The sequence below is a fragment of the Vibrio sp. R11-SG3-ISO3-SZ genome (assembly GCF_059834345.1).
Map to the genome: position 1 here is coordinate 1 of NZ_JCBDGX010000073.1, position 23,407 is coordinate 23,407.

Genomic DNA, 23,407 nt, shown 5'->3' on the forward strand with positions numbered 1-23,407 from the left:
AGAGCTGAATTCGCCAGTGATCTCATTGAGATGTTGCTGAGCGATACGCAGCTCTTCTGCGAGGATTTCTCCGGCCATGTAGCCTTCAAGTTGCTGCTGACCGATATCGAGGTGCTCGGCCGCTTTGGCGAGTGCATCGAGATGGCGGCGGCGGGCCATAAAGCCACCTTCACTGCTGCCGGAGAAGCCCATACAGGCTTTCAGGTGAGTGCGCAGTGCATCGACGCCAGCGCCCGTTTTTGCGGACAAGCGGATCAGCGTCGGTGTGTTCACATGGCAGATCCCAAGTTCCTCGCCTGTTTGATCGGCTTTATTGCGGATCACGGTCATGCCGATGCTGTCGGGCAGACGATCGACAAAATCCGGCCAAATCTCTTTGGGATCGGTGGCGTCGGTGGTGGTGCCATCGACCATAAATAGCACGCGATCCGCTTGGGCAATTTCATCCCAAGCGCGCTCGATACCGATTTTTTCCACTTCATCCGACGCATCACGCAGCCCAGCGGTATCAATAATGTGCAAAGGCATGCCGTCAATGTGGATGTGCTCGCGCAGCACGTCACGCGTTGTGCCTGCAATGTCGGTCACAATCGCAGATTCCTTGCCTGATAGCGCATTGAGTAGGCTGGATTTACCGGCGTTAGGTCGACCAGCGATCACCACTTTCATCCCTTCACGCATGATGGCGCCTTGGTTGGCCTCTTTGCGCACAGCTTCTAGGTTGTCGATGATGGTTTGCAGATCGGCGGCGACTTTACCATCGGCGAGAAAATCGATCTCTTCCTCGGGGAAATCAATCGCGGCTTCAACGTAGATACGCAAATGAATCAGTGACTCGACCAGGGTATTAATTCGGCCCGAGAACGCGCCCTGAAGCGATTGGAGCGCCGATTTAGCCGCTTCTTCTGAGCTCGCATCAATCAAATCGGCGATCGCTTCGGCTTGCGCCAAATCGAGCTTGTCATTTAAAAACGCGCGCTCGGAAAATTCCCCTGGGCGTGCGATGCGAATCCCCGGAATATCGACGATGCGTTTGATCAGCATGTCCATCACAACAGGGCCGCCATGCCCTTGCAGTTCAAGGACATCTTCGCCCGTGAACGAGTGGGGATTGGGGAAATAGAGTGCAATGCCTTGGTCTAGTTGGCTGCCATCTTGGGCCATAAACGGCAAATATTCGGCGTAGCGAGGACGCAGTGATTTGCCGGTCACCGCGATAGCCACTTGCTCGGCAAGCGGGCCTGACACGCGAATGATGCCGACACCGCCTCGGCCTGGGGCGGTGGCTTGGGCTACGATGGTCTCTGTGGTCATAAGATTATCTCTATGGTCAATAAACAGCGAATTAGGCGCTGAATCTGTATGGCGCAATGGTCGTCAGCAAATTGTAAACAGCGCAAAACAAAAAGGCGACCTTTTGGCCGCCTTTTGATGATGCTTAGCTGTTACTTCGAATGTAAGCCTTTTTTCTCCAGCGCCTTGTAAATGAGCGTTTGCTGGATAAGTGTTACCACGTTCGAAACCAACCAGTAAAGTACTAGGCCAGACGGGAAGAACAGGAAGAAGAAGGTAAACATCACCGGCATAAAGGTCATGATCTTCTGCTGCATTGGGTCTGTCACTGTGGTTGGGCTCATCTTCTGGATGAGGAACATCGACGCACCCATCAGTAGTGGCAAGATGTAGTATGGGTCTTGCGCAGAGAGGTCGTGAATCCAACCGAAGAACGGCGAGTGACGAAGCTCGACCGATTCCATCAATGCCCAGTAGAGGGCGATGAAGATCGGCATCTGGAGAATAAGCGGTAGACAGCCACCCAGCGGGTTCACTTTCTCTTTCTTATACAGCTCCATCATCTCTTGGCTCATGCGCTGACGGTCATCACCGATACGCTCACGCATAGCTTGCAGCTTAGGCTGAAGCATACGCATTTTCGCCATTGAGGTGTATTGGGCTTTGGTCAGTGGGTACATGGCACCACGGACAATGAACGTGAGGATCATGATAGAGACACCCCAGTTCACCGCAAAGCTCTGAATGAAAGAGAGCAAAGTGTGCAGTGGTTTAGCGATGAACCATAGCCAACCGTAATCGACCACCAAGTCTAGGTTAGGTGCCGTTTCTGCCATCGCGTCTTGCAGTTTTGGCCCCACCCACAGCGTGGCGTTGAATTGCGCAGACTCACCATCAGCGATGGTTTTGTTTGGCATGCGAACGCCGATGTCGCCCATATTACCGATCACGCGAGTGTACAGATTGGTGCCAGGTTCGTTTCGTGGGATCCATGCACTCGCAAAGTAGTGTTGGATCATCGCTGCCCAACCTTGACCATTCGGTAAGGTAATCGACAGATTACGGCTTTGCATATCATCGAAGCTGTACTTTTTGTAACGGGTGTCGTCACTGGAGTACGCACCGCCACGGTAAGTTGGCATAGTGATGCTGCCACCATCGTCCATCAGGTTTTGACGAAGATGCGCGTACATACCAAAGGTCGCGTTGTTACCTGATAGGTTACGAACATCAAATTCGACATCCACTGCGTAGCTGTCACGCTTTAGGATGTAGGTTTTGGTGTATTCAAGACCGTTGGCCGCGTACGTCATTGGAATGCGTAGCTCATCTTGACCTTCTGTCAAGGTAAAGCTGTCGGCATCAACGGCGTATTGCGGACGATTCGAGCTGCTTAGGTCAATGCCCTGTGGGCCAACAAGGCCACTTTGAGCGATGAACTGGTGGCCCGCTTCGTTTTTGAGAAGAACGAATGGATCGGCGGAATCAAGTTCAGCGGAGTACTGGTTTAGGTCTGCATGAACCACATCACCACCTACCGTATCAATGGTTAACGTCAAAACGTCAGTGGTTACGGTGATGGTTTTTGCTGAAGCTTGTTGTGACGGTGCGGGATCAAGCTCATCTGCAAAAGATGGTGCAGGTAAAGTACTGCTTGATTGTGCCTGCTCAACCGGCTGCGGTGCTGGGTTCTTTGCGACTTGCCATTGTTGGAACAAGAGGAAAGAAACCAGTGCTAGCGCGATTAACAGGATATTACGTTGAGAATCCATCGTTATTTATCTCTGTCTTGTGTTTGGGCTGGTGGAACGGGGTCATAGCCACCTTCATTCAAAGGGTGGCATTTTAATAGACGTTTGCTTGATAACCAACACCCTTTTACAAAACCGTGAGCTTTCAACGCTTCAATGGCATAGGTAGAACAGGTTGGAGTAAAACGACAGCGCGGCCCAATAAGAGGACTAATCAGGCCTTGATAGAGACGGACCAGCCCGATGGCTAGCCACGTGAAGGGCGAGACAGACGCTGCCATAATTTATCAAACAGGGCGAAAATTTCATCATTGCTGAGATCTTGCGCGCTTTTCTTGGCAATAACAACAAAATCTTTATTAGGAAGTTGGTGTTGTTTGTTACGAAAACTTTCGCGAGCAAGGCGTTTAAAGCGATTACGGCCAACGGCAGTTTTGATTTGCTTTTTAGGTACCGCAAGTCCCAGTCTTGGATGGGAAAGGGTATTGTTACGGGCAATGATGGTGAAATGAGGTGAGCCAGCTCGGTGAGCTTGCTGGAAGACATTTTGATAATGCTCGGGAGTTAACAAACGTAACTCCCGATTGAACGCGTACGTATTCAAAATAAAAAATTATTTTGACAGGCGCGCACGGCCTTTAGCACGACGTGCATTAATTACTTTACGACCGTTCTTAGTTGCCATGCGAGCACGGAAGCCGTGAGTACGCTTGCGCTTTAGAACTGTAGGTTGAAAAGTGCGTTTCATGATAATTACCTTTACTGATCAGTAGTTTTAGGTCGATGTTAACCCGGCGTGGGTCAAAGCGTCTTCTTTATTAAGATAAGGAGGACAAACCGACGCCTCTCAACAAAGAGGCGGAATTGTAATCACTGTCACATTAAGAGTCAATGATGAAATTCCGCGCCGGGGGATTATACGTAGTGTGAGCAAAATCTCAAGGATCAAAGGATCCTTATCGGCGATCCTTGTCGCTGTTTACCGGTGATCCCTTTCAGCGATAGTTACTCAGCGCCTACCTGTCTTAAGAACTTCTTCAGCCTTGGATCTTGTGGGTGATTGAAGAGTTCATCTGGCGATCCCTGCTCAACAATATGGCCTTCAGCCATAAAGATCACGCGATCCGCCACTTCTTTTGCAAACTGCATTTCATGAGTGACCACCAGCATGGTTTGGTGTTTAGTGGCGAGATCTTTCATCAGTTGCAGTACCTCACCCACCCATTCTGGGTCTAAGGCTGAGGTGGGTTCATCAAACAGCAGCAGTTCCGGTTGCAGCGCCATCGCTCGACCAATGCCGACCCGTTGCTGCTGACCACCAGAGAGGGCCGCTGGGTAGCTGTCGCCTTTGTCACTAAGGCCAATATCGTCGAGGATTTGCTGCGCGCGAGCCAGCGCTTGCTCTTTTTTCCAGCCACGTACGGTAATCAGCCCTTCGGCAATGTTTTGTCTGGCGGTCATATGGGCAAACAGCGCGTAGTTTTGAAACACAAAGCCGGTTTTGCGCCTTAGGGCTAACACGTCCGATTTGGTGTGTTTGGCACTGTCGACCGTAACATCATCAATGGTGATGGTGCCTTGATCGGCATTCTCCAGGAAGTTTACACAGCGCAGCAGCGTCGATTTGCCGGTACCACTTGAGCCGATGATTACGATGATTTCGCCCTGTTTGATGTTGAGATCAATCCCTTTGAGTACTTCGCTGTCACCAAAGCGCTTATGAATATTGGTCAATGTAATCATCGTACGTACGCCTTATTGAGTTTCGCTTCTGCCCAAATCTGCACGCGGGTCAAAATGACCACCACGCCCCAGTAAATCAGCGCAACCGCCAAAAACGCTTCGAAAAAACGAAAACTGGATGACGCTTCCATCTGCGCTTTGGCCATGATCTCGGCCACGCCAAGGGTAAAAGCAAGCGAGGTCGATTTGATCATGTCGATAAAGTAGTTCATCAGCGATGGCAGCGCTACGCGCGTTGCTTGCGGCAAAATAATGCGGCGCATGGCTTGAGGTGTCGTCATACCCACCGACAAGCTCGCCTCCATTTGGCTGCGATCGATGCCGATGATGGCGGCGCGAATGCTCTCTGCCATATAGGCGGCAAAGTGGAGCGTTAAGCCAATCACTGCGGCGCTAAAGGCATCGAGTCCCACCAATAAAGGAAAAATTTGTGGCAGGCCATAATAAAGAAGAAACAGCTGCACCAACAGCGGCGTACCACGGAAGAAGCTGATATAGAGCTGACTCAACTGATCGAGCACTGGGACGCGAAATACGCGAATATTGGCCAATATCACGGCTAAAATTAGTGAAAACACCAAACCCCAAGTGGCCATTTCCATGGTGGTGCCAAGGTACTTGAGCAGTATTGGCATCAGGTTGAGCATGTAATTAAAGTCGAATCCCATTACGTATCCCAATGACTAAGGCGAGAAAAACAAAACCCACTGCAAGCAAGAGAGCAGTGGGTTTTTTCGTCAATCCGAAACGGATTTATGGAGGCGGAGCCGATTACTGAGTAATGTCAGCGCCAAACCACTTTTGAGAAATTTGCTCTAGTGTACCGTCAGCACGCATTTCTGCCAGTGCTTTGTTCACTTCTGCTTGCAGTTTTTGGCCGTTCTCATTGTTCACAAATGGCCATGCGTTTTGAATGGTTTCAAACGGCTGACCGGCTAATTGTAGCGGTAGGCCCGTTTTTTTGATCAGCTCAAGTGCAGAGAGACGGTCCATAACAAACGCATCCGCGCGGCCTAGTGCCACATCGTGTTCGATACCTGTGTCGTAGGTTTTGATGTTGATTTTGCCGTCTTTGTCGTAGCTGCGTAGCAGTTGCTCAAAGTTTGAACCTAGGTTCACCGCAACGGTTTTACCTGCGAGATCTTCCACGCCTTGGATGTCGTCGTTACCTTTACGCACGGTGATTTGCGCACCATCTACGACGTATGGGTCAGCAAACAGGTATTTCGCTTGGCGCGCTTCTGTCATGGTGATCTGGTTTGAGATGGTGTCGATGCGGCCCGTCTCTAACAGACCAAACAGACCTGAGAAGTTGGCGGTCACGTATTCCACTTGATAGTCGTTACGTTTGCCAATCTCATCCCATAGATCCACTTCAAAGCCTTGCAGCTTGTCTTGCTCAACGAAGGTGAACGGGAAGTAACGGCCAGACATACCCACTTTGACCTCAGTCGCAGCTTGAACGGTGGCAGCAGAAAGTGCGATAACGGCAACAGCCGCTTTAATCCAGTTTTTCATTTTACAACTCCTAAAATTTATAGGGAGAAATACTACTGTCATCCTTGTCATTTAGATAAATAACAAGTTGCCATAATCTAGATGGATGCGGAATAAGATTATAGCTGTGGATAATCATTGACGCTCTATTGATGGGGTTGGGGCGACTTCTGGCGCCGAGATCCGCAAAATATGATCGCTGTGAAACTATTCATTCACAGAGTTATCACCAGATCTACGATCCTGCGATCATTGCGCCATTGTGGATCAATGTGTGGGTAAAAATGGGGCAGGGTGTGATGATCTCACCAATAATGGCAGAAATATTGTGAATAACTTCGATCTTATTCACTGGATCCTCGATCAATCGCTGGCGATCTCGGTTATCAACAGGTAAAATTGCCAGTCTTTTCCGATCATAGAATTACGAGTGAGGGCATCGTGTCATCTTCGCTTTGGTTGCAATGTTTGCAACAGCTTCAAGAAGAGCTTCCAGCAACTGAATTCAGCATGTGGGTCCGTCCTTTGCAAGCTGAGCTCAACGACAATACTCTCACTTTATTTGCGCCCAACCGTTTTGTCCTTGATTGGGTTCGCGATAAATACCTCAACAGCATCACCCGTCTTTTGCAGGAATATTGTGGTAACGATATTCCTCATTTACGTTTTGAGGTGGGCAGTCGCCCTGTGCAAGCGCAGGCACCTGCACCCAAACGCACCCCGGCCGATGTGGCGGCGGAATCGTCAGCCCCGGCACAATTGCAAGCGCGTAAGCCTGTGCATAAAACCTGGGATGATGACCCGCAAGCGATGGCAGACATCAACCACCGCTCCAATGTGAACCCCAAGCATAAGTTCAACAACTTTGTTGAAGGTAAATCGAACCAATTGGGCTTGGCGGCGGCACGTCAGGTGTCGGACAACCCAGGCGCGGCTTACAACCCGCTCTTTCTGTATGGCGGCACCGGTTTGGGTAAAACCCACTTGCTGCACGCCGTGGGCAATGCGATTGTCGACAACAAACCCAACGCGAAAGTGGTTTACATGCACTCAGAGCGTTTTGTGCAAGATATGGTGAAAGCGCTGCAAAACAACGCGATTGAAGAGTTCAAACGTTACTACCGCAGTGTGGATGCCCTCTTGATCGATGACATTCAGTTTTTTGCCAACAAAGAGCGTTCACAAGAAGAGTTCTTCCATACCTTCAACGCCTTGCTTGAGGGCAATCAGCAGATCATCTTGACCTCGGATCGCTACCCGAAAGAGATCAACGGCGTAGAAGATCGCCTGAAATCCCGCTTCGGTTGGGGATTGACGGTCGCCATTGAGCCACCTGAGCTTGAAACGCGCGTCGCCATCTTGATGAAAAAAGCGGAAGATCACCAAATCCATCTGGCCGATGAAGTGGCGTTCTTTATTGCTAAGCGCCTGCGCTCCAACGTTCGTGAGCTTGAAGGGGCGCTCAATCGGGTGATTGCGAACGCCAACTTTACGGGTCGTCCTATTACGATCGATTTTGTGCGTGAAGCTCTGCGTGATCTGCTTGCCTTACAAGAAAAGCTGGTCACCATCGACAATATTCAAAAAACGGTCGCGGAATACTACAAAATCAAAGTGGCGGATCTGCTCTCGAAGCGCCGCTCTCGTTCGGTTGCGCGACCTCGTCAATTGGCGATGGCGCTGGCTAAAGAGCTGACCAACCACAGCTTGCCAGAGATTGGCGATGCCTTTGGTGGCCGCGATCATACGACCGTACTTCATGCGTGTCGTAAGATTGAACAACTGCGTGAAGAGAGTCACGATATTAAAGAGGATTACTCCAACTTAATCCGTACTCTTTCTTCGTAAATCGCGCTATTCTAACGGTTTATATTCATGGCCAAGGTAGGGCTCAATCCCTTATCGTGGCCATGTTTGTTCTCTTCGCCAACAACAAGATTTCTTTAAGAGCGTGCTATGAAATTTTCCATTCAACGTAGTCATCTGCTGAAACCACTGCAGCAAGTCTCAGGGGCGTTAGGTGGCCGTGCCACTCTACCAATCCTTGGTAACTTATTGATCAAAGTAGTGGACAACCAACTGACGTTGACGGCGACGGATTTAGAAGTCGAGCTGGTCAGCCGTGTGCAGCTTGAAGGTGAATTTGAAGCGGGCAGCGTGACTGTCCCGTCGCGTAAGTTTCTTGATATTTGCCGTGGACTGCCTGATGACGCGGTGATCACCTTTGTTTTAGAGGGCGATCGCGTGCAACTGCGCTCTGGTCGTAGTCGTTTCTCTCTCTCTACACTGCCAGCCAGCGATTTTCCAAACATTGAAGATTGGCAGAGTGAAGTCGAACTCTCCCTGACGCAAAGTGAACTGCGTGGGCTAGTAGAAAAAACGCAGTTTTCGATGGCGAACCAAGACGTGCGTTACTACCTCAATGGCATGTTGTTTGAGATTGAAGACACCACGCTGCGCAGCGTGGCCACCGATGGTCACCGTATGGCGGTCGCGCAAACTCCGCTGGTCGGTGAGTTTGCCAAAAAGCAGATCATCGTGCCGCGTAAAGGGGTGCTGGAATTAGTCAAGTTGCTGGATGCGCCAGAGCAACCTGTGGTGTTGCAAATTGGTAGCTCAAACCTGCGCGCTGAGGTCAACAATTACGTCTTTACCTCTAAGCTGGTGGACGGTCGTTTCCCTGACTACCGCCGCGTGATGCCACAAAGCACCACCAAAACATTGGAAGCGGGCTGCGATGAGCTGCGCCAAGCGTTCTCGCGTGCGGCGATCCTCTCGAATGAGAAGTTTCGTGGCGTGCGCGTTAACCTCGATGGCAGCGAAATGCGCATTACCGCCAACAACCCAGAGCAAGAAGAAGCGGAAGAGATGCTCGATGTGCACTTTGACGGCGAGCCGATTGAGATTGGCTTTAACGTCAGCTATGTGCTGGATGTGCTTAATACGCTGCGCTGCGAGACCGTGAGAGTCTCAATGTCTGATGCCAACGCCAGTGCGTTAATTGAGAACAGCATCGATGACAGTGCCATGTACGTGGTGATGCCGATCCGACTCTAGCATGCCGCTCTCTCGTCTTGTTATTAAGCAATTTCGCAATATCAAAGCCTGTGATATCTCGTTATCATCAGGCTTTAACTTTCTTATTGGCCCGAACGGCAGCGGGAAAACCAGTGTCCTGGAAGCCATCTATTTACTGGGCCACGGTCGGTCATTCAAAAGCAGTTTGACCGGGCGAGTGATTCAAAATGACCATGATGAGCTGTTTGTTCACGGTCGTTTTTTGAACTCGGATCAATTTGAGCTACCCATTGGCATTAATAAGCAGCGTGATGGCTCAACAGAGGTTAAAATAGGCGGTCAATCTGGGCAAAAGTTAGCCCAGTTGGCGCAAGTGTTACCACTGCAACTGATTCATCCTGAAGGGTTTGATCTGTTGACCGATGGGCCGAAACATCGCCGTGCATTTATTGATTGGGGCGTATTTCATACCGAATCGGCCTTTTATGATGCATGGGGGCGTTTTAAGCGCCTAAACAAACAGCGCAACGCACTGCTGAAAACGGCGCGTAGCTATCGAGAGCTCAGTTATTGGGATCAAGAGATGGCGACACTGGCGGAAAACATCAGTCGTTGGCGAGGTGAGTACGTTGAGCAATTGACGCACAAAGCCGAAGAGATATGCCGGGCATTTTTGCCTGAGTTTGATATCTCGCTCAAGTACTATCGTGGTTGGGACAAAGAGACGCCATACCAAGCGATTCTCGAGAGCCACTTTGAGCGCGACCAGGCGCTGGGTTACACCTTCAGTGGCCCAAACAAGGCGGATTTACGCATTAAGGTAAATGGTACGCCAGTGGAAGATGTCCTGTCTCGGGGTCAGTTAAAGTTGATGGTGTGCGCGCTACGCGTAGCACAAGGCCAACATCTGACTGAGATGACGGGCAAGCAATGCATCTACTTGATAGATGACTTTGCCTCTGAATTAGACAGTCAACGTCGCAAGCGTCTTGCCGATTGCTTGAAACAGACGGGGGCTCAAGTTTTTGTCAGCTCTATTACTGAAAGCCAAATCAGCGACATGCGTGATGAAAATGGCAGGATGTTCCATGTGGAACATGGCACAATAGAGCAAAATATATAGCGGAAGATAACTCATGGCTGAAAATTACGATTCATCGAGTATTAAAGTACTAAAGGGTCTGGATGCGGTTCGTAAGCGTCCGGGTATGTACATCGGCGACACGGATGATGGCACCGGTCTGCACCACATGGTCTTTGAGGTGGTAGATAACTCAATTGATGAAGCGTTGGCGGGTCACTGTAAAGACATCGTGGTGACCATTCATGAGGATAACTCTGTCTCTGTCAACGATGATGGCCGTGGTATCCCAACAGAGCTTCACCCGGAAGAGAAAGTCTCGGCGGCAGAAGTGATCATGACCGTGCTTCACGCAGGCGGTAAATTTGATGACAACTCGTACAAAGTATCGGGTGGTCTGCACGGTGTGGGCGTGTCGGTGGTGAACGCGTTGTCTAAGAAAGTGACGCTGACAATCCATCGCGGTGGAAAAATTCACACTCAAACTTATCACCATGGTGAACCTCAAGCGCCACTGGCTGTGATTGGTGAGACAGAAAAAACGGGCACAGAAATTCGTTTTTGGCCGAGTGAAGAGACGTTCTCTAACACTGAGTTCCATTACGACATTCTTGCAAAGCGTTTGCGTGAGCTCTCTTTCCTAAACTCTGGTGTTTCGATCAAGTTACGTGATGAGCGTGAAGAAGACAAACAAGATCACTTCATGTACGAAGGGGGTATTCAAGCCTTTGTCGATCACTTGAACACCAACAAAACTCCAATTATTGAGAAAGTATTCCATTTCAACTCAGAACGTGAAGATGGCATCGCAGTCGAAGTGGCGATGCAGTGGAATGATGGTTACCAAGAGAATATCTTCTGTTTCACCAACAATATTCCACAACGTGATGGTGGTACTCACCTTGCCGGTTTCCGTGCGGCATTGACGCGTACCTTGAACTCGTTCATGGACAAAGAAGGCTTCTCGAAGAAAGCGAAAACCGCAACGTCTGGTGATGATGCGCGTGAAGGTCTCACCGCGGTTATCTCGGTGAAAGTACCTGATCCCAAGTTCTCAAGCCAAACCAAAGACAAGCTGGTTTCTTCTGAAGTGAAATCTGCGGTTGAGTCTGCCATGGGCGAGAAACTGTCAGAGTTCCTTGTTGAGCATCCAACAGAAGCAAAAATCGTTTGTACCAAGATCATTGATGCAGCACGTGCTCGTGATGCGGCGCGTAAAGCACGTGAGATGACTCGCCGTAAAGGCGCCCTAGACCTTGCTGGTCTGCCAGGTAAATTGGCGGACTGTCAGGAAAAAGATCCAGCACTGTCTGAACTCTACATAGTGGAGGGTGACTCGGCAGGCGGATCCGCAAAACAAGGCCGTAACCGTAAGAACCAAGCGATTCTTCCTCTGAAAGGTAAAATCCTGAACGTAGAGAAAGCGCGTTTCGACAAGATGCTCTCTTCTCAAGAGGTGGCGACGCTGATTACGGCGCTTGGCTGTGGTATTGGTCGTGACGAATACAACCCAGACAAACTGCGTTACCACAACATCATCATCATGACCGATGCGGACGTCGATGGTTCGCACATCCGTACGCTACTGTTGACCTTCTTCTACCGTCAAATGCCTGAGCTGATTGAGCGTGGTTACGTCTACATTGCTCAGCCACCGCTGTACAAAGTGAAGAAGGGTAAGCAAGAGCAGTACATCAAAGATGAAGAAGCGATGAACCAGTACCAAGTCTCTTTGGCCTTGGACAACGCAGCGCTGCACGTCAACGCGGACGCGCCAGCGTTGGCGGGTGAATCTCTAGAGAAGCTGGTTCAGCAATACAATGCTGGCATCAAGCTGGTGGATCGTATGAGCCGCCGTTACCCGCACGCCTTGATTCATGAGTTGATTTACGTGCCACGTTTGACCGCAGAGCAGTGTCATGACGCTGCTGTGGTAGAGGCTTGGACCAAGACTTTGGTTGAGCAGTTGAACGCTAAAGAAGTAGGCGCAAGTCAGTACCAATATGAAGTAGAGCAGCATGCTGAGCTCGGCTTGAACTTGCCGAAAATCATCGTGCGCACACATGGCGTAAGACACGAATACGCACTGAGCATCGATTTGATCAACTCGAAAGAGTTTGCCAAGTTGGGCGAGCTTTCTGAAGCGCTGAATGGCCTTATTGAAGAGGGCGCGTACATCAAACGTGGTGAACGCACTCAGCCTGTGAGCAGCTTTGTCGAAGCGCTAGAGTGGCTGATCAAAGAGTCTCGCCGCGGATTGAGCACACAGCGATACAAAGGTCTGGGTGAGATGAACCCGGATCAGCTTTGGGAAACCACCATGGACCCAGAAACGCGTCGCATGATGCAAGTGACCATCGAAGATGCCGTTGGAGCCGATCAGCTCTTCACGACATTGATGGGTGATCAGGTTGAGCCTCGTCGTCACTTTATCGAAGAGAACGCGTTGAAAGTAGCGAACTTGGATGTGTAAAGTTCCTAGTTTCTAGAAGCGAGTTTCTAGAATTTGAAAAAGCGCAGATCGAACGATCTGCGCTTTTTTATTGGTTTCTATTTTCCATTTCAATCCAATACATTGTCCCACTCTAGGAACTAGGAACTAGGAACTAGAAACTTTTTTACTCTCTCCTCTTGAAACCATTTTGGCCGATCCCTATATCTATTGTTGAAGAGGGAAGCTGTCTTGCTCCGATGAGAAGAAACAGACCTTCTGGACTCGCTGAAGAGGTATCGCTCCTATGAGGATGGCCTTAACAGCACACGTTAACACTGAGTTTGTTTCTATGTCCTACGTGCTGGCCCTATAGAGGCAGCCAGAGGAATAGTGAACGAATCCCTTAGTCGCTAGGGGGCGAGTTAATCATCGTCCCTACACAGTCACGACTAAGACTATTGCTTAATCAAGAGGATAGTATGATGAGAACTGTAGATTTCACTCCTTTATACCGCAACGCGATTGGTTTTGACCGTCTTCTTAATATGATGGAAGCCAACAGCACGAAAAACAGCTCCGGCGGTTACCCTCCGTATAACATCGAACAGAAAGATGAAAACCACTACCGTATCACCATGGCAGTGGCAGGCTTTGCTGAAGAGCAGCTTGAACTGACGCAAAAAGAGAACACCTTAATTGTTAAAGGTGAGCGTAAAGAGGAAGAGGGTAAGAACTATATTTACCAAGGCATTGCTGAGCGTGACTTTGAGCGCAAGTTCCAGTTGGCCGACTATGTGAAAGTCACCGGCGCGAGTATGGAAAATGGCTTGCTGCACGTTGATCTCGAGCGTGAAATCCCTGAAGCGATGCAACCGCGTAAAATTGCCATCAACTCAAGCCAGTTGCTGGAAAACAAATAAGCGAGCCTGTGCGCCGCTATGCTGCGGATATAAAATGCGGGTATAAATAGTGAAAGAGCGCCAATCGGCGCTCTTTTTTATGCTTGGTAATGTTAGGGCAATTAGCCCTGCTGGTAGGCTTTTTGCACTTCTTCCGCGATGATTTGGATGCCTTGTTGCATCATCTCGTCGTCTTGTACATAGTTCATTCGCAGGCACTGGTGCGCATGATCCCACTCATCTTCTTGGCCGATAAAGAAGTACTCACCAGGAACAATCAACACCCCGCGTGCTTTCAAACGTTGGTAGAGTTCCATGGTGGTGATAGGCAGTGCATCAAACCAGAGCCAGAGGAAAATCGCCCCTTCTGGCTTGTGAATACGAAAGCGCGGATCGGTAATCGCCTCTTGCAGCAGTTCGACCGCACGCTGAGATTTCTGCTGATAAAACGGCTTGATGACCTCTTCACTCAAGCGCAGAAGATCGCCTTTTTCAATCATATGGTGAGCCAGCGCCGGCCCTACACTGCCTGGCGCTAGGCTGATAATGCCATTCATGTTGGTGAGCGCTTGTGTGATGGCTTCATTGGCAATCACAATCCCACAGCGCACGCCAGGTAAGCCTAACTTGGACAAACTCATGCAGAGAATGGTGTTCTCATTCCAAAAGGGCGTCACCTCCTCAAAAATGATATTGGGGAAGGGCACGCCGTAAGCGTTGTCTATGATGAGCGGAATGTGGTTGTCGCGCGCGAGTTTATCGAGCTTGATGATCTCCTCATCGGTCAGCACATTGCCCGTCGGGTTGGTCGGGCGAGACGCGCAGATCGCGGCAATCGAGTCATCGATCTTTAGTTGCTCAAAATCGACGTGGTATTTGAACATGCGATTGTCGAGTTGCTCAATTTCCGGGTGGTAAGAGACAAAAATATCCTCATCAATGCCCGCATCTCCATAGCCAATGTACTCAGGCGCTAACGGCAGCAGAATCTTTTTGTGTGAGCCATCGGGCTGCGTGCCTGCTAGCAAATTAAACAGGTAAAAAAAGCCGCTTTGACTGCCATTGGTTAAGCTGATGTTCTTCTCACTGACCTCCCAGCCATAGGTCTCTTTGAGCAGGGCAGCGAGTGCTTTGACGAAGGCATCTTTGCCTTGTGGGCCATCATAATTGGCGAGCGCTTGAATCCACTCGCCGCTGGTCAGCATCTCTTGGCTGGCTTGGTGAAAGTAATCAATCATGGCGGGAATGGCCGCAGGGTTACCGCCACCGAGCATGATGGCGCCGGGTGTGCGTAGACCATCATTGAGGTCGTCCATTAATTGCGTAATGCCGGAATATTGATTGAATTTTTCACCAAACTTTGAGAACTGCATGACTCACTAACCTTGATCTGATTATTGCTTTACTGAATGGGTGTGCTGATCAGTGCGTGGCTGACCAATAGAGTAATCCTTGAACATACAGCAATGGCAATGTGAGGCAAAGCACTATTTTAGTGCGCAGAACTGGTCTGTTTTGTTGGCATAAAAAAGCCCAACTCATTGAGTTGGGCTTGGTGTCATCTATCCGTACGCGCGATTATTTCTGCAGAAGAGAAATGTCGGCAATCTGCAAGAACAAGTTACGTAGGTTGTTCAGTAGCGTTAGACGGTTCTTCTTCAGCGCTTCGTCATCGGCCATAACCATGACGTTATCGAAGAAGGCATCCACAGGCTCACGTAGACCCGCTAGCTTGCTGAGTGCTTCCTGGTAGTTGCCTGTAGCGAACGCAGGCTCGAGCGCTTCTGTCATCACTTCAACGCTTTCTGCCAGTGCTTTCTCTGCGTCTTCTTGTAGAAGAGCGAGATCGATCTCTGCGGCCAGCTCACCATCGAACTTCGCTAAGATGTTACCGACACGTTTGTTCGCTGCGGCGAGTGCTTCCGCGGCTTCTAACTCACGGAAGTGAGAGACCGCTTTGACGCGTTGGTCGAAGTCTGCTGGTTTGGTTGGACGATTCGCCAATACCGCTTGGATGATGTCCACGCTGAAGCCTTGGTCTTTGTACCATGCATTGAAACGACCCAGCATGAAGTCGATAACGTCGTCTGCAACGTTCGCGTTGGTTAGTTTGTCGCCAAATAGAGACTGCGCTTTCGCGATAAGGTCTGTTAGGTCTAGGTTGTAGCCGTTTTCGACGATAATACGCAGCACGCCTAGAGATGCGCGGCGCAGTGCGAATGGGTCGCTGCCTTTAGGTGCTTGGCCAATACCGAAGATACCCACAATGGTATCGAGCTTGTCAGCCATAGCGACAGCAGATGAGATACCTGTGCTTGGTAGGGCGTCACCGGCGAAACGCGGCATGTACTGCTCGTAAAGCGCTAGAGCCACTTGCTCGTCTTCACCATCGTGGGTAGCGTAGTGCATACCCATCACGCCTTGAGTATCGGTAAATTCGAATACCATAGAGGTCATTAGGTCACACTTCGCGAGTAGACCCGCACGCTTCGATTTTTCAACGTCAGCATCGATCTGCTCAGCGATGTAGCCAGCAAGTTCAGTGATGCGATCAGTTTTGTCTTTGATAGTACCAAGCTGCTTTTGGAAGATCGCTTGCTCTAGCTCAGGGAGACGGTCGATAAGCGGGCGCTTACGGTCAGTGTTAAAGAAGAACTCGGCATCCGCCAGACGTGGACGCACCACCTTCTCGTTACCTTCGATGACGTAGCGAGGCTCTTTCGATTCGATGTTCGATACGAAGATGAAGTTAGGCAGTAGCTTCTTGTTCTCGTCATAGACAGGGAAGTATTTCTGGTCACCTTTCATGGTGTAAACCAGCGCTTCAGAAGGCACTTTTAGGAACTCTTCTTCAAACTTCGCGGTTAGAACCACTGGCCATTCAACCAGAGACGTGACTTCTTCAACGAGATCATCTTCTAGGTCAGCAACACCGCCAACCGCTGCTGCTGCTTTTTGCGAGTCAGCAAGGATGATCGCTTTACGCGCCTCAAAGTCGGCCATGACTTTACCGCGCTCTTCTAGGATAGCAGGGTATTGCTCGGCAGAATCGATGGTGAACTCTTGCTCACCCATGAAGCGGTGACCACGGAGTGTGCGGCTGGATGCGACACCTAGGATCTCACCTTCAATCAGCTCAGAGCCCATTAGCATAGTCAGCGTTTTAACTGGGCGGATAAACTGAGTCGTCTTGTCACCCCAACGCATTGGCTTGGCGATAGGTAGGTTAGCCAGCGCTTTTGCTGCAAGGTCAACAACGATGTCAGACGTTGCTTGGCCTTTCACTTCTTGTTTGAACAGTAGCCATTCGCCTTTGTCTGTGACTAGGCGGTCAGCTTGTTCAACCGTGATGCCGTTACCACGTGCCCAGCCTTGTGCTGCTTTGGTCGCGTTACCGTCAGCATCGAATGCGACAGAAACTGCAGGACCGCGCTTCTCAACCACTTTGTCCGCTTGGCCTTCCGCTAGGGCTGAAACCTTAAGGGCTAGACGACGAGGCGCGGCGTACCATTTCACACCTTGGTGTGATAAGTCTGCGCCTTTTAGCTCAGCTTCGAAGTTGGCTGCGAACGCTTCCGCTAGGGTGCGAAGTTGCGTTGGTGGTAGCTCTTCAGTACCCAGTTCAATTAGAAATTCTTTCGCCATGATTACTTCTCCTCGCTCTTTGCATCTTGGGTACGGCACATTGGGAAGCCTAGTGCTTCACGTGATGCGTAGTAGGCTTCTGCAACAGATTTAGTCAGGTTGCGGATACGAAGGATGTAACGTTGGCGCTCGGTGACCGAGATGGCTTTGCGTGCGTCTAACAGGTTGAAAGCGTGCGCCGCTTTCAAGATGCGCTCGTAAGCGGGTAGAGGTAGAGGTTTCTCTAGCTCAAGGAGTTCTTTCGACTCTTTTTCACACTGGTCGAAGAAGCTAAATAAGAAATCGACGTCAGCGTGCTCAAAGTTGTACGTTGACTGCTCCACTTCGTTTTGGTGGAAGATATCACCGTACGTCACGTTCGAGCCGTCTGGTGCGACGTTCCATACTAGGTCGTAAACGGAGTCAACTTCTTGGATGTACATAGCAAGACGCTCGATACCGTAAGTGATCTCACCAGTCACCGGTTTACACTCTAAGCCACCCACTTGTTGGAAGTAGGTAAACTGCGTCACTTCCATACCGTTTAGCCAAACTTCCCAGCCTAGACCCCAAGCGCCTAGCGTTGGGTTCTCCCAGTTATCTTCAACGAAACGGATGTCGTGGACTAGCGGGTCGATACCCAACACTTCCAGTGAGCCTAGGTACAACTCTTGAATGTTGTCTGGCGATGGCTTAAGTGCCACTTGGAACTGGTAGTAGTGCTGAAGACGGTTAGGGTTTTCACCGTAACGGCCATCGGTAGGACGACGAGAAGGCTGAACGTAAGCGGTTGACATTGGCTCTGGGCCAAGGGCGCGCAAACATGTCATTGGGTGAGAGGTACCTGCACCTACTTCCATGTCGAGTGGTTGAACAATGGTACAGCCTTGTTGGGCCCAATAATCCTGCAGCGCGAGGATCATACCTTGAAAGGTTTTGATGTCGTATTTTTGCATAGTATTCGCGCGATTCTCTGAGAAAGTTCTGTCTAAATGAAGAAAAAATAACAATCAAGTATACCGAGATATTCGATGTCCGAGTAGAGCAAATCGGGAGAAATTCTCGCTGAAAAATCTCCTTTAATGGAATTTTATCGACTTAATGACCAAATTTTTCTTAAAGTCGCATTTCTATGAGAAATCTCGCCGAACGCCCCTTTGGGTATATGCGCACGTTTGCGACTTGAGATTTTTCAGTGAGATGGATAGAATTGCCGCCATCTTTGGGGAGTAGCTGACCAAATAGAGGGCTTCTGTTTGGTTCGACCGTCAACATAATCGGTGCAAAATCACCGTGGCGCTCGAGATTCATCGCCCGATGAATTAAGCAAGACCTTAGATAAACATCGTGAACCGGGGTGGGGCGCGAGGTTTGTCTATGGTAAAAAATAATAATCCTGCCCCAATGAGCATGTCGTGAGCGTTTTAGCCATTTCTATTACTACTGTTGCCCTTGCTGAGATTGGCGACAAAACCCAATTATTGTCTTTATTGTTGGCCAGTCGGTATCGCAAACCCATCCCGATTATAGCGGCGATCTTTTTTGCCACCATCGCCAATCATGCCCTTGCGGCGTGGCTCGGTGTGGTTGTTGCGGATTACCTCTCGCCAGAGGTACTCAAGTGGGTCGTTGTTGCCAGCTTTTTGGCGATGGCTGGCTGGGTGCTGATCCCCGATAAACTCGATGATGAAGAATCCATTTCCAATCGCGGCCCTTTTGTCGCGAGCTTTGTTGCGTTTTTTATTGCTGAGATTGGCGATAAAACCCAAATTGCGACCTCGATTCTTGGCGCCCAGTTTGCTGACGCGCTGACTTGGGTCATTTTAGGCACCACCATTGGTATGTTGGCGGCGAACGTGCCGGTTGTTGTGATTGGTAAGCTTTCTGCGCACAAGATGCCGCTAGGTTTGATTCGTAAAGTCACCGCACTGCTGTTTGTCGCGCTCGCTTTAGGCGCGGCCTTATGGCCATGATGGCCTCGGCGTCACACAGGCAACATTTGCCCTGAGTCGTGATCCAGGTTTGATTTGCCACTGTGCGTGCGTGTTAACGTAGTGTTGTCGATGATAGCGAGAGGGCAAATGCATGCTGACACGTTACATGGGTATCACACCGAAAAGTCAAAGTTATCTGTTCACTTTTGGTTTGGCGCTTTGCTTATTGGCACTACCACTGACCGATATGTGGCTGCCTATTGTTGCCGGCTCGTTTATATTAACCGGTCTCACGGTGGAGGCTTGGATTCGAGTCGCGCACATCATCCCAATGCATGAAGAGATGCGGGCGATGCAAAAGCAGTTGCAAAAACTGCAAGCAGAAGTGCGCAGCTTGGAGTACGACGAATAGCGACCCGAAATTGAGAGAATCAAATCAACAACGGCAGCCAGATGGGCTGCCGTTTTTGTTTGCGAGATCGTTGTTGTTGGCGAGATCTTAGGCGACCCCTTTCTTAATCAAGTATTGATATGGCACAGCGTCGGTCTGCGCAGCCAGCAACTGGTGATCCATAAAACGACAAAAACTCGGGATGTCGCGGGTGGTCGAGGGGTCATCCGCTGTAACCAGTAATACATCGCCATCGTCCATGTTTCGAATTGTCTTCCTGACCATCATAACGGGCTCCGGACAGCGAAGTCCTTCTGCCTCTAAGGTGTGGGTTGCCTGGGTGGTATCGATAGTCATCGGGCGCTCTTTGTCAGGTCAATTAGGCGCTTGATAATACTGGCGGTGAAAAAAACTTCAATAAGCACTTGGCAAATGGATCATTTTGTTTTAACTTAGTTAACAACTTGGTAACATTTAAAGCTCAAGGCAGGGATACGCTGACTTGAGTTGACACCAGTAAGGAGCGCTTATGTTGACCGCATTGGATCGATTGACCATTTACTCGGTGCTTTGCTTGATCTCATTTTGCGCGCTTGTGTTACGCGCCCCGGCGGACGCTTCCTTCATGCCTTTGCTCGGTATGGTGGCCTGCGTGACAGGGATCTGGTTAGAGATGCACCGATTTTCAAAAGCCTCTGACGAACATAGAGGTTAACGCTTCCCTTCCTAGTGGCGTTGACCTAACCCCATCTCCAAATACATTCCGACACTATCCCCCAGTTTTCTTGGGCTTCCCCGCTGAAAGGCGGGATTTTTTTTTCTTAGCGGTTACACTAACAATACCTTATCTCCAGAGTGGTCATTGTGGAACTAGAAGATGTGTATCGCCGCGACCTCAATTTATTGGTTGCACTGCGAGTCTTGATTGAAGAGTGCAGCGTGAGCAAAGCGGCGCAGCGGCTCAATTTGAGTCAATCGGCCATGAGCCGTGTGTTGGGGCGATTGCGTGATTTACTGGGCGATCCCTTGTTTACCCGTCAAGGTCAGCAGCTTATCCCGACAGAAAAAGCGTTGGAGATAGATCGCGCGCTCGGCGAGCCGTTGGAATCACTGCGGCAATTGCTTTCGCCGCTCGATTTTGACCCGCAGCGCTGCGATCAAACCTTCACCATTGCCACCACCGACTACGCGATGCAAACCATCTTGCCGTTCGCTCTGCCGAGGATTTATCAAGAAGCGCCTAACGTGTCGTTTCACTTTCAGCCGCTTCAGCATGACCGACTTGCCGATCAACTGATTTATGAAGGTGCAGATTTAGCCATTTGCCGACCGACAGGCCCCGTTGAACCGCTGCGCAGTGAGGTGCTCGGCAGAGTGGGCGTGTTGTGTTTGCTGTCTAAACAGCACCCATTGGCTGAGAAGACGATGCGGCTCGACGACTACCTGCACTACCCCAATGCGATGATTGCCATCAGTGATGGTGTGAACGCCTTGATAGAGCAAGCGCTGGTGGATCTGCCCAAACGAAAAATGGTGCTGCGCGCGTATCATTTAGAAGCTGCGCTAGCGATAGTGGATACCATGCCGCTGATCATTACTGTCCCAGCGGATTTGGCGTATCTGGTCGCGGAGCGTTATGACTTGGTGATCAAACCTTTGCCGTTTCACTTCACGTCGTTTGACTACTCGATGATTTGGCATGCGCGTTGTGAACATTCGCCGGCGCAAGAGTGGCTAAGAGCGATTGTCAAAGAAGAGTGCGGACGACTCATCGCCAAGCGCATAGAAGATATGGGGTTAGATTAATGCCATGCACCCTCTCGAGTGCATGGCAGAGGTCTCGTCAAATGTGCGCAATTACAGCTTGATGACCACACGACCCGTCACTTGGCCGTTGGTGATCTGCTCGGCAAATTGCGGCGCTTGCTCAAGGGTAATTTCGTTACACGCTTGCGCAAAGTAACTTTCAGGTAGCAGCTTGGTGAGGCTTTCCCACGCCTGAATACGCTTGTCGGTTGGGCAAGAGACTGAGTCAACGCCTTGCAGACGCACATTACGTAAGATAAACGGCATCACGGTCGTTGGCAGATCAAAACCCCCCGCAAGGCCACAGGCGGCCACGGTGGCGTTGTAATCCATCTGCGCGAGCACTTTTGCCAGTACCTTGCTACCCACAGTATCAACCGCGCCGGCCCAAATTTGTTTTTCAAGTGGGCGCGCAGGCTCTTCAAATTCTGCGCGATCGATGATGCGTTTCGCACCGAGCTTTTCAAGCAGGGGGCCATTTTTTTCAACACGCCCTGTGACCGCAGCGACGCTGTAGCCGAGCTCAGCCAGCAGCGTCACCGCCACTGAGCCCACACCGCCGCTGGCACCAGTGACAAGAATCTCACCTTGTTCCGGTTTGATGCCCGCATCAAGCAGCGCTTGGACACACAGCATCGCGGTAAAGCCTGCGGTGCCCACCATCATCGCCTTCTTGCTATCTAGCCCTTGTGGCAGTGGAACCAACCAATCGGCTTTTAGGCGCGCACGTTGCGCCATGCCGCCCCAATGGTTTTCACCCACGCCCCAGCCGGTTAACACCACCTGGTCGCCCGCTTGGTAACGAGCGTCGTCAGAGCGCACCACGGTGCCCGCTAAATCAATCCCGGGAACCATAGGGAACTGACGGATGATTTTACCTTTACCCGTGATCGCCAAACCGTCTTTGTAGTTCAATGATGAGTAATCGACCTCCACCAACACCTCGCCTTCGGGCAGTTGGTTTTCGTCAATTTGCTCAATCGATGCGATGGTGCGTTTTTCTTCTTGGTTTAGGATCAGTGCGTTAAACATAAAACTCTCCACAGTGGTGCAGCAATAGTAAGAACTGTGTTGAGTGTAGACGCAAAACCACTATGACTAAAATGAAACTTTAGCATTATGTTCATGCGCATCACGCATTACTCTATGGGTAAGGAGAGTAGCAAGCGGGTGAGAGGACTGAGAGGCGATGCGGATGAAAGGAAAAAACCAGTAAGAACAAAGCCAGTCCGAAGACTGGCTCACTATTCATTCCCATCGATTTTGATGATCGAGAGATCAGGACAAGAAGAACTGATAGGACGGATTGTCCGTTTCGTCTTTGTACTGATAGCCGAGCTCGCGTAGGTGCGCGCCAAAGCGAGAGAGATCGTCTTCGCTTAACTCAAAGCCACACAGCACGCGACCGTAATCGGCGCCATGATTGCGATAGTTAAACAAGCTGATGTTCCAGTGCGTACCGAGCGTGGACAAAAACTTCAGTAGCGCCCCTGGGTATTCCGGAAACTCAAAACTGTAGAGGCGCTCCTTGAGCGGTTTCGACGGCTTGCCGCCAATCATGTAGCGCACATGCAGTTTGGCCATCTCGTCGTCGGAGAGATCCACCACCGGATAGCCCCCTTCGCGCAGATCGGCAATGATGTGGTCGAGTTCCTCTTGGCCGCCTTGCAGACGCACACCAACAAAAATATTGGCCAAGGTGTCGTCGTTGTAGCGGTAGTTAAACTCGGTCACGGCACGACCGCCGATCAGGTTGCAAAACTCAAAAAACGCGCCTTGTCGCTCAGGTATGGTTACCGCGAGCAAGCCTTCTCGTTTTTCGCCCAGCTCACAGCGCTCAGAGACGTAACGCAAACCGTGGAAGTTGGTGTTGGCGCCAGAGAGCACAGTGCCGAGGTTTTGGTCGCGCAGCTGATGCTTTTCCGCGTACTTTTTC

23 protein-coding genes are annotated in these 23,407 nt (G+C 50.3%); 9 read left to right on the forward strand and 14 right to left on the reverse strand.

The genetic code is table 11. The annotated features are described in order from the left end of the window. The 8 genes from mnmE to AC6R1O_RS09430 all read right to left on the reverse strand — a co-directional run. Positions 1–1,314 (reverse strand): tRNA uridine-5-carboxymethylaminomethyl(34) synthesis GTPase MnmE (gene mnmE, locus AC6R1O_RS09395; protein ID WP_500656915.1); only part of this gene is annotated, 1,314 nt, incomplete at its 3' end. Between the two features lie 131 nt (positions 1,315–1,445). Further along, positions 1,446–3,065: a membrane protein insertase YidC gene (gene yidC / locus AC6R1O_RS09400; protein ID WP_500656916.1), complete on the reverse strand. Its 1,620-nt coding sequence runs from the start codon at positions 3,063–3,065 to the stop codon at positions 1,446–1,448. Positions 3,066–3,067: 2 nt separating this feature from the next. Continuing rightward, a complete protein-coding gene (yidD, locus tag AC6R1O_RS09405; protein ID WP_334555529.1) occupies positions 3,068–3,325 on the reverse strand; it encodes a membrane protein insertion efficiency factor YidD in 258 nt (85 codons plus the stop codon). Next, positions 3,292–3,615, reverse strand: coding sequence for a ribonuclease P protein component (rnpA, locus tag AC6R1O_RS09410; protein ID WP_334555528.1), 324 nt, complete (start codon positions 3,613–3,615; stop codon positions 3,292–3,294). Before rnpA ends, yidD begins: the two co-directional genes overlap by 34 nt. A gap of 42 nt (positions 3,616–3,657) precedes the next feature. Further along, positions 3,658–3,792 carry a 50S ribosomal protein L34 gene (gene rpmH, locus AC6R1O_RS09415; RefSeq protein WP_005378825.1) on the reverse strand — a complete coding sequence of 45 codons (135 nt, stop codon included), beginning with the start codon at positions 3,790–3,792 and terminating at the stop codon, positions 3,658–3,660. A 257-nt stretch (positions 3,793–4,049) separates the two neighbouring features. Beyond that, the gene (locus AC6R1O_RS09420) at positions 4,050–4,787 is read right to left on the reverse strand and encodes an amino acid ABC transporter ATP-binding protein (RefSeq protein WP_500633428.1); all 738 of its coding nucleotides are present in this window, start codon (positions 4,785–4,787) and stop codon (positions 4,050–4,052) included. After that, complete coding sequence (locus AC6R1O_RS09425) at positions 4,784–5,455, reverse strand: amino acid ABC transporter permease (RefSeq protein WP_334555526.1); 672 nt, start codon at positions 5,453–5,455, stop codon at positions 4,784–4,786. The genes AC6R1O_RS09420 and AC6R1O_RS09425 overlap by 4 nt, the downstream gene beginning before the upstream one ends. 103 nt (positions 5,456–5,558) lie before the next feature. Continuing rightward, positions 5,559–6,305, reverse strand: a complete 747-nt coding sequence (locus tag AC6R1O_RS09430; protein ID WP_334555525.1) for an amino acid ABC transporter substrate-binding protein — start codon at positions 6,303–6,305, stop codon at positions 5,559–5,561. Between the two features lie 420 nt (positions 6,306–6,725). On the opposite strand from AC6R1O_RS09430, the gene dnaA reads away from it, so the two are divergent. The 5 genes from dnaA to AC6R1O_RS09455 all read left to right on the forward strand — a co-directional run bounded on the left by dnaA (position 6,726) and on the right by AC6R1O_RS09455 (position 13,737). Beyond that, a complete protein-coding gene (dnaA, locus tag AC6R1O_RS09435) occupies positions 6,726–8,132 on the forward strand; it encodes a chromosomal replication initiator protein DnaA (protein WP_500626274.1) in 1,407 nt (468 codons plus the stop codon). Between the two features lie 108 nt (positions 8,133–8,240). Beyond that, positions 8,241–9,341 carry a DNA polymerase III subunit beta gene (gene dnaN, locus AC6R1O_RS09440; protein WP_500656917.1) on the forward strand — a complete coding sequence of 367 codons (1,101 nt, stop codon included), beginning with the start codon at positions 8,241–8,243 and terminating at the stop codon, positions 9,339–9,341. A 1-nt stretch (position 9,342) separates the two neighbouring features. Continuing rightward, the gene (gene recF, locus AC6R1O_RS09445; RefSeq protein WP_334555522.1) at positions 9,343–10,425 is read left to right on the forward strand and encodes a DNA replication/repair protein RecF; all 1,083 of its coding nucleotides are present in this window, start codon (positions 9,343–9,345) and stop codon (positions 10,423–10,425) included. Between the two features lie 13 nt (positions 10,426–10,438). Next, positions 10,439–12,856, forward strand: a complete 2,418-nt coding sequence (gyrB, locus tag AC6R1O_RS09450) for a DNA topoisomerase (ATP-hydrolyzing) subunit B (RefSeq protein ID WP_500630504.1) — start codon at positions 10,439–10,441, stop codon at positions 12,854–12,856. 443 nt (positions 12,857–13,299) lie between these two features. Further along, positions 13,300–13,737 (forward strand): Hsp20 family protein, encoded by a 438-nt coding sequence (locus AC6R1O_RS09455; RefSeq protein ID WP_487902974.1) that lies wholly within the window; start codon positions 13,300–13,302, stop codon positions 13,735–13,737. Positions 13,738–13,838: 101 nt separating this feature from the next. Here the strand turns inward: AC6R1O_RS09455 and AC6R1O_RS09460 are convergent, their stop codons facing one another. The 3 genes from AC6R1O_RS09460 to glyQ form a co-directional block, all read right to left on the reverse strand. Further along, positions 13,839–15,089 carry a valine--pyruvate transaminase gene (locus tag AC6R1O_RS09460; protein WP_500628985.1) on the reverse strand — a complete coding sequence of 417 codons (1,251 nt, stop codon included), beginning with the start codon at positions 15,087–15,089 and terminating at the stop codon, positions 13,839–13,841. Between the two features lie 205 nt (positions 15,090–15,294). Continuing rightward, positions 15,295–17,361, reverse strand: a complete 2,067-nt coding sequence (glyS, locus tag AC6R1O_RS09465; protein WP_500656918.1) for a glycine--tRNA ligase subunit beta — start codon at positions 17,359–17,361, stop codon at positions 15,295–15,297. 2 nt (positions 17,362–17,363) lie between these two features. After that, complete coding sequence (gene glyQ, locus AC6R1O_RS09470) at positions 17,364–18,296, reverse strand: glycine--tRNA ligase subunit alpha (RefSeq protein WP_334555518.1); 933 nt, start codon at positions 18,294–18,296, stop codon at positions 17,364–17,366. A gap of 459 nt (positions 18,297–18,755) precedes the next feature. On the opposite strand from glyQ, the gene AC6R1O_RS09475 reads away from it, so the two are divergent. Then, positions 18,756–19,313, forward strand: a complete 558-nt coding sequence (locus AC6R1O_RS09475) for a TMEM165/GDT1 family protein (protein WP_500656919.1) — start codon at positions 18,756–18,758, stop codon at positions 19,311–19,313. Positions 19,314–19,425: 112 nt separating this feature from the next. Further along, positions 19,426–19,686 (forward strand): hypothetical protein, encoded by a 261-nt coding sequence (locus AC6R1O_RS09480; RefSeq protein ID WP_334555516.1) that lies wholly within the window; start codon positions 19,426–19,428, stop codon positions 19,684–19,686. 87 nt (positions 19,687–19,773) lie between these two features. Here AC6R1O_RS09480 and tusA read toward each other — a convergent pair whose 3' ends face one another. Next, the gene (gene tusA / locus AC6R1O_RS09485; RefSeq protein WP_334555515.1) at positions 19,774–20,022 is read right to left on the reverse strand and encodes a sulfurtransferase TusA; all 249 of its coding nucleotides are present in this window, start codon (positions 20,020–20,022) and stop codon (positions 19,774–19,776) included. Between the two features lie 172 nt (positions 20,023–20,194). On the opposite strand from tusA, the gene AC6R1O_RS09490 reads away from it, so the two are divergent. Together AC6R1O_RS09490 and AC6R1O_RS09495 are read left to right on the forward strand one after the other, a co-directional pair. Further along, the gene (locus tag AC6R1O_RS09490; RefSeq protein WP_334555514.1) at positions 20,195–20,380 is read left to right on the forward strand and encodes a hypothetical protein; all 186 of its coding nucleotides are present in this window, start codon (positions 20,195–20,197) and stop codon (positions 20,378–20,380) included. A 149-nt stretch (positions 20,381–20,529) separates the two neighbouring features. Next, a complete protein-coding gene (locus AC6R1O_RS09495; protein ID WP_500628983.1) occupies positions 20,530–21,471 on the forward strand; it encodes a LysR family transcriptional regulator in 942 nt (313 codons plus the stop codon). A gap of 51 nt (positions 21,472–21,522) precedes the next feature. Here the strand turns inward: AC6R1O_RS09495 and acuI are convergent, their stop codons facing one another. Further along, the gene (acuI, locus tag AC6R1O_RS09500) at positions 21,523–22,503 is read right to left on the reverse strand and encodes an acrylyl-CoA reductase (NADPH) (protein WP_500656920.1); all 981 of its coding nucleotides are present in this window, start codon (positions 22,501–22,503) and stop codon (positions 21,523–21,525) included. Between the two features lie 246 nt (positions 22,504–22,749). Continuing rightward, a partial coding sequence (locus AC6R1O_RS09505) for a threonine ammonia-lyase (RefSeq protein WP_500656921.1) occupies positions 22,750–23,407 on the reverse strand: 658 nt, incomplete at its 5' end.

What these genes read in the sequence shown, in the direction of transcription:
- yidC (WP_500656916.1), bottom strand. Translation starts at nt 3,065, where the DNA reads ATGGATTCTCAACGTAATATCCTGTTAATCGCGCTAGCACTGGTTTCT.
- yidD (WP_334555529.1), bottom strand. Translation starts at nt 3,325, where the DNA reads ATGGCAGCGTCTGTCTCGCCCTTCACGTGGCTAGCCATCGGGCTGGTC.
- rpmH (WP_005378825.1), bottom strand. Translation starts at nt 3,792, where the DNA reads ATGAAACGCACTTTTCAACCTACAGTTCTAAAGCGCAAGCGTACTCAC.
- AC6R1O_RS09420 (WP_500633428.1), bottom strand. Translation starts at nt 4,787, where the DNA reads ATGATTACATTGACCAATATTCATAAGCGCTTTGGTGACAGCGAAGTA.
- AC6R1O_RS09425 (WP_334555526.1), bottom strand. Translation starts at nt 5,455, where the DNA reads ATGGGATTCGACTTTAATTACATGCTCAACCTGATGCCAATACTGCTC.
- AC6R1O_RS09430 (WP_334555525.1), bottom strand. Translation starts at nt 6,305, where the DNA reads ATGAAAAACTGGATTAAAGCGGCTGTTGCCGTTATCGCACTTTCTGCT.
- dnaN (WP_500656917.1), top strand. Translation starts at nt 8,241, where the DNA reads ATGAAATTTTCCATTCAACGTAGTCATCTGCTGAAACCACTGCAGCAA.
- recF (WP_334555522.1), top strand. Translation starts at nt 9,343, where the DNA reads ATGCCGCTCTCTCGTCTTGTTATTAAGCAATTTCGCAATATCAAAGCC.
- gyrB (WP_500630504.1), top strand. Translation starts at nt 10,439, where the DNA reads ATGGCTGAAAATTACGATTCATCGAGTATTAAAGTACTAAAGGGTCTG.
- AC6R1O_RS09455 (WP_487902974.1), top strand. Translation starts at nt 13,300, where the DNA reads ATGAGAACTGTAGATTTCACTCCTTTATACCGCAACGCGATTGGTTTT.
- AC6R1O_RS09460 (WP_500628985.1), bottom strand. Translation starts at nt 15,089, where the DNA reads ATGCAGTTCTCAAAGTTTGGTGAAAAATTCAATCAATATTCCGGCATT.
- glyS (WP_500656918.1), bottom strand. Translation starts at nt 17,361, where the DNA reads ATGGCGAAAGAATTTCTAATTGAACTGGGTACTGAAGAGCTACCACCA.
- glyQ (WP_334555518.1), bottom strand. Translation starts at nt 18,296, where the DNA reads ATGCAAAAATACGACATCAAAACCTTTCAAGGTATGATCCTCGCGCTG.
- AC6R1O_RS09480 (WP_334555516.1), top strand. Translation starts at nt 19,426, where the DNA reads ATGCTGACACGTTACATGGGTATCACACCGAAAAGTCAAAGTTATCTG.
- tusA (WP_334555515.1), bottom strand. Translation starts at nt 20,022, where the DNA reads ATGACTATCGATACCACCCAGGCAACCCACACCTTAGAGGCAGAAGGA.
- AC6R1O_RS09490 (WP_334555514.1), top strand. Translation starts at nt 20,195, where the DNA reads ATGTTGACCGCATTGGATCGATTGACCATTTACTCGGTGCTTTGCTTG.
- acuI (WP_500656920.1), bottom strand. Translation starts at nt 22,503, where the DNA reads ATGTTTAACGCACTGATCCTAAACCAAGAAGAAAAACGCACCATCGCA.